Source organism: Saccharothrix sp. CB00851 (assembly GCF_001905065.1).
In the GTDB taxonomy this organism is placed as follows: domain Bacteria; phylum Actinomycetota; class Actinomycetes; order Mycobacteriales; family Pseudonocardiaceae; genus Actinosynnema.
Genome location: NZ_LWLC01000061.1, coordinates 1 through 4,838 on the forward strand (window position 1 = coordinate 1; position 4,838 = coordinate 4,838).

Consider the following 4,838-nt stretch of genomic DNA (forward strand, 5'->3'; position numbering starts at 1 on the left):
CACCCCAGGGTTAAAACGCCAGCGTCCGGCGAGGACGCTTTTAATCTTTGATCTTTTGCCCTTTCAAGCCTTCAAGCCTTCAAGCCTTCAAGCCTTCAAGCCTTCAAGCCTTCAAGCTTCAAGCCTTCAAGCCTCTTGAGCTGGATCCGCACCGAACCACCCAGCCGGGAACGGCGTCGCAGACCGGCCCTGCCTGCCATGCTGAGCCCCATGGCGGACGTGTGGGCGGTCGGCGAGGCGTACGAGGCGTACGTCGGGCGTTGGAGCGGGCCGGTCGCGCGGCGGTTCCTCCGCCTGTTGGACGTGCCGGTGGGGCGGCGGTGGCTGGATGTCGGTTGTGGCACCGGGGCGTTGACGGCGGCGGTGTTGGAGGCGGGTGAGCCCGTCGAGGTGGTCGGGGTCGACCCGTCCGAGGGGTTCCTGGCCACGGCGAAGCACCGGGTGCCGCGCGCGTCCTTCCAGGTCGGTGACGCCCGGTCGCTGCCGCTGCCCGACCGCTCCTTCGACGCCGTGGTCAGTGGGCTGGCGCTGAACTTCGTGCCCGATCCGGTGCGGGCGCTGGCCGAGTGCGCGAGGGTCGCCACGCCCGGCGCGGTGGTCGCCGCCTACGTCTGGGACTACGCCGAGGGCATGGCGATCACCCGGTTCTTCTGGGACGCCGCCACCGAGCTCGATCCCGCCGCGTCCGCCCTGCACGAAGGCCGCCGCTTCCCGCTCTGCCGACCCGAACCGCTCCGGCGGCTGTGGGCCGGAGCCGGGTTGGCCGAGGTCCGGGTGGACGCGGTGGACGTGCCGGCCTCCTTCCGCGATTTCGACGACTACTGGCGCCCGTTCCTCGGCGGCCAGGGACCGGCGCCCTCCTACACCGCCTCCCTGCCCGAGGACGGCCGCCGCGCCCTGCGCGACCTGCTGCGCACCCGCCTACCCACCCACTCGGACGGTTCCATCCGGCTCACCGCCCGGGCCTGGGCGGTGCGCGGCGTCACGCCGGCGTGAAGCTCGGCAGCAGCACGGGCAGGCGTTCGCCGCCCCGTGCGGTGACCAGGAGTTCCCTGGTGCCTTCCTGACGGCGCACCAGGTCGTCGGCCACGAACGCGTCCAGCACGAGCCGGCCGAGCTCACCACCGAGGTGCGGCACGCGGTGCGTGCGGTCCAGGCACGCCAGCGGCCACCTTCGCCGTGCTGGCCGTGACGACGCTCGCCGTGCGGAAACCGTCGACCAGCGCCACGCCCCGCGCACGTGTCGTGTTGCGGGACCGCCCGTACCTGGCCGTCGTCGCGGTCACGTCGGTCCTGTCGCTGTGCTGGGCGATGCTGTCGACCGGCCTGCCGCTGTGGCTGTCCCGGTCCACGGACCTGCCGCTCGCGCTGGGCGGTGTGGTGGTGGTCGTCAGCTCGGTGGGCATCGCCGTGTTCCAGGTGCCGTTCGCGCGGTTCGCCCGCACACCGGCCCGAGCGGCGCGCACGGCGGTGCGGTCTGGGATCGTGCTGGCTGCGAGCTGCGCCCTGCTCGCCACCACGGCGGGTGGTTCGGGTGCGGTGGGCGTGGCGGTGGTGGTGGTCGCGGCGGTGCTGCACGTGGTGGGCGAACTCGGTTACGTGGCCGCGAGCTGGGGCCTGTCGGTCAGGCTGATGCGTGACGACGCCCGTGGCGCGTACCAAGGGGTGACCGAGGCGGCGACGGCCACCGTGCGGCTGTTCGGGCCGGCGGTCTTCACGTTCGCGCTCGGCGGGTTCGGCGCCGCCGGCTGGTCGGCCGTGGCGGTGATCTTCCTGGTCGCGGTCGCGCCCGTGCCCGCGTTGACCGGGTGGGCGACGCGAACCCGTGCTCCCGCGGTGCCGTCGAACACGACACCGTAGGGGTTCCGGGCAGGCACAATGGGCCAATGCGGCTCGTATCGGCTCGGCTGGTCCTGCTGGCGGCGGTCCTGCTCACGGTTGGCGCGTGCGCCCAGGCGATCCCGGGCAAACCGGTCGCGGGCGAGACCGTCACCAAGGGCAAGGTCGACCCGAGCTTCATCAGGGGCACCGACGGCGGTCCCATCGACCAGCTCGCGGCCACCGCCATCACCGACGTCGACACGTTCTGGCAGGAAGCTTTCCCGGACACGTTCGACAAGCCGTGGGAGCCGATCGAGGGCGGCATCTACTCCGTCGACACCGCCGACGAGTCCGCCAAGCCGCCGCCGTGCACGGAGAAGGCGAGCGACGTCGAGGGCAACGCGTTCTACTGCCCCAGCGCCGACGCCATCGCCTGGGACCGGGCCGCGCTGCTGCCCGTGCTCAAGGACCGCTTCGGCGACGCCGCCGTGGTGATCGTACTGGCCCACGAGATGGGCCACGCCGTGCAGAACCGGATGGGCATCACGCCCGAAGCCGAACGGCGCGAGCCGCGGCGGTTCCCGACGATTCTCACCGAGGCGATGGCCGACTGCTTCGCGGGCGCGTTCATCAAGTGGGTCAACGACGGCAAGTCCGAGCACCTCGACATCGGCACCGACGCGCTGGACTCGGCGCTCGGCGCGCTGGTCACGTTCCGCGACCCGGTCGGCACCTCGGCGAGCGACCGGTCCGCGCACGGCAACGCGTTCGACCGGGTGTCCGCGTTCCAGGACGGCTACCAGCAGGGCACCGGGTTCTGCGCGGAGATGTCGGTCGAGAACCGGGTGTTCACCCAGCAGGCGTTCATGACCGCCGACGACCGCGACCGCGGCGGCAACCTGCCGTTCGACGAGATGCTGGAGAACGTCACCCCCGACCTGAACCTGTACTACAAGACCCTGGTCGAGCAGTCGGGCAAGGCGTGGACCGAGCCGAAGGCCACCCCCACCGAGGAGGAGCCGGACTGCTCCGGCGACCAGGGGCCGGTGGCGTACTGCCCGGCGGAGAAGTCGGTGGAGATCGAGGTCGAGACCGACCTGCCCGAGCTGCACACCGAGATCGGCGACTACGCCACGGGCGTGCTGCTGGCCAGCCGTTACGCGATGGCCGCGATGGCCGCCGTGGACGTCGACCTCGAGGGCCAGGAGGCCGCCACCAGCGCGTTGTGCCTGGCCGGGGCGTACACGCGGGAGGTGTTCACCCGGCAGAAGGGGTTCGGGCTCTCTCCCGGTGACCTGGACGAGGCGGTGCAGGTGCTGCTGGCCTACGACTACGCGGCACGTGACGCGACGGGGTCGGCGGCGCTCGAACCGGGGTTCAAGCGGGTCGAGGTGTTCCGCGGCGGCGTGTTCGAGGGCACCAAAGCCTGCGGTTTGGCCTAACCACCCGGGCGGGCCAAGTAGGGTTCGGGCTCGGAACGGCACGACCGGGGATGGGGCTTGGGCATGGCTCGACGGGCTTGGGTTGCTGCGACGATGGCCGCCGCGTTGGCGCTGACCGGGTGCACCCAGACGGTGAGCGGGCACGGCCGGTCGGAACGGCCCGACGTCACCAAGGTGTCCGGGCTGGAGATCACCACCGGGGAGAGCGGCGCGAAACCCGGTGTGCCGGACGCCGACCTGCAGGTGGAGAACGGTGACGGCGGCGAGATGGACCGGCTGGCCATCAACACCCTGGCCGACGTCGAGGAGTACTGGGCCGAGCAGCTGCCCGCCCGGTTCGGCAAGGAGTTCGAGCCGGTCAAGCGGCTGGTGTCCTACGACTCCAACGGCAGGGGCGTCGAGATCTGCCGGACCAACACGGCCGGGGTGGCGAACGCGTTCTACTGCTCGTTGGACGACTCGATCGCGTGGGACCGCGGTGAGCTGCTGCCGATGCTGGACGACGCGTTCGGGCCGATGTCGGTGGTGACCGTGCTGGCGCACGAGATGGGTCACGCGGTCCAGTACAAGCTCGGTGACATCAGCGGCATCAACCAGGCCACCCCGTCGATCATCAAGGAGCAGCAGGCGGACTGCTTCGCGGGCAACTTCTTCCGCTGGGTGGCCGAGGGCAAGTCCAAGCACTTCCGGATCTCGACCGGGCCGGGGCTGAACCAGGTGCTGGCGACGATGTTCTTCATCCGGGACGCGGCGGGCACGTCGGCCGAGAAGCAGGGTGCGCACGGCAGCGCGTTCGACCGGGTGGCGGCGTTCCAGTTCGGGTTCGCCGGTGACCCGAAGCGGTGCGCGCAGATCGACGACGCCGAGATCAAGGCGCGGATCACGCAGCAGAAGTTCGACTCGGAGGACAGGGACACCGGGCAGGGCAAGGGCAACCTGAAGGTGGACGACGACCGTTCGCTCGAACTGCTGGAGGAGTCGCTGCGCTCGGCTTTCAAGGACGCCGCCGCCACCCCGCCCACGTTGACCACCAGCCCCGCCGCCGCGTGCACCGACGGCGGTGACACCTCGCCCGCCGCGTACTGCCCGTCCACGAACACGATTTCCATCGACCTGCCCGACCTGGTGAAGATCGGCACGCCGCCGAAGCGCGGGCAGAAGGGCGGGATCGGCGACTTCGCCGCGTTCGCCGAGATCGCGTCACGGTTCGCGCTGTCGATCCAGAAGGCGACCGGGTACGGGCTGGAGGGACCCGCGGCGGGGCTGCGGACGGCGTGCCTGACCGGGGCTTGGGCCGGGACGACGAACCAGAACGGGGCGAAGCTGCGCTTGTCGTCCGGTGACTTGGACGAGGCGGTGGCCGAGCTGCTGGCGGACAAGAGCCTGATCGCGGCCGACGTGAACGGGACCGTGGTCCCTTCGGGGTTCGCGCGGGTCGAGGCTTTCCGTGACGGCTTCTTCGAGGGTGCCGGGTTGTGCACCCGCAAGTACGCGGGCTGAGGGCGCTGCTCAGGGCGCTGCTGCTGAAAGATTAAAAGCGTCCTCGCCGGACGCTGGCGTTTTAACCCTGGGGTG

At 70.9% G+C, this 4,838-nt stretch carries 5 protein-coding genes; 4 read left to right on the forward strand and 1 reads right to left on the reverse strand.

Going from position 1 to position 4,838, the window contains the following annotated elements; genetic code table 11:
- Nucleotides 1–210: 210 nt before the first annotated feature.
- The gene (locus A6A25_RS38500) at nucleotides 211–996 is read left to right on the forward strand and encodes a class I SAM-dependent methyltransferase (RefSeq protein ID WP_198933015.1); all 786 of its coding nucleotides are present in this window, start codon (nucleotides 211–213) and stop codon (nucleotides 994–996) included.
- On the opposite strand, the gene A6A25_RS43685 is transcribed toward A6A25_RS38500, so the two are convergent.
- Nucleotides 983–1,138, reverse strand: coding sequence for a hypothetical protein (locus tag A6A25_RS43685; RefSeq protein WP_198933016.1), 156 nt, complete (start codon nucleotides 1,136–1,138; stop codon nucleotides 983–985). The genes A6A25_RS38500 and A6A25_RS43685 overlap by 14 nt on opposite strands.
- A gap of 50 nt (nucleotides 1,139–1,188) precedes the next feature.
- Here A6A25_RS43685 and A6A25_RS38505 point away from each other — a divergent pair, with 50 nt between their 5' ends.
- From A6A25_RS38505 to A6A25_RS38515, 3 genes are all read left to right on the forward strand, one after another.
- Nucleotides 1,189–1,860, forward strand: a complete 672-nt coding sequence (locus A6A25_RS38505) for an MFS transporter (protein WP_241829148.1) — start codon at nucleotides 1,189–1,191, stop codon at nucleotides 1,858–1,860.
- Nucleotides 1,861–1,886: 26 nt separating this feature from the next.
- A complete protein-coding gene (locus A6A25_RS38510) occupies nucleotides 1,887–3,263 on the forward strand; it encodes a neutral zinc metallopeptidase (RefSeq protein ID WP_073898979.1) in 1,377 nt (458 codons plus the stop codon).
- A 63-nt stretch (nucleotides 3,264–3,326) separates the two neighbouring features.
- A complete protein-coding gene (locus A6A25_RS38515) occupies nucleotides 3,327–4,763 on the forward strand; it encodes a neutral zinc metallopeptidase (protein ID WP_073898981.1) in 1,437 nt (478 codons plus the stop codon).
- Nucleotides 4,764–4,838: the final 75 nt, after the last annotated feature.

Excerpts from the sequence above, each read along its gene's own strand:
- A6A25_RS38510 (WP_073898979.1), top strand. The coding sequence starts at position 1,887 with ATGCGGCTCGTATCGGCTCGGCTGGTCCTGCTGGCGGCGGTCCTGCTC.
- A6A25_RS38515 (WP_073898981.1), top strand. The coding sequence starts at position 3,327 with ATGGCTCGACGGGCTTGGGTTGCTGCGACGATGGCCGCCGCGTTGGCG.
- A6A25_RS38500 (WP_198933015.1), top strand. The coding sequence starts at position 211 with ATGGCGGACGTGTGGGCGGTCGGCGAGGCGTACGAGGCGTACGTCGGG.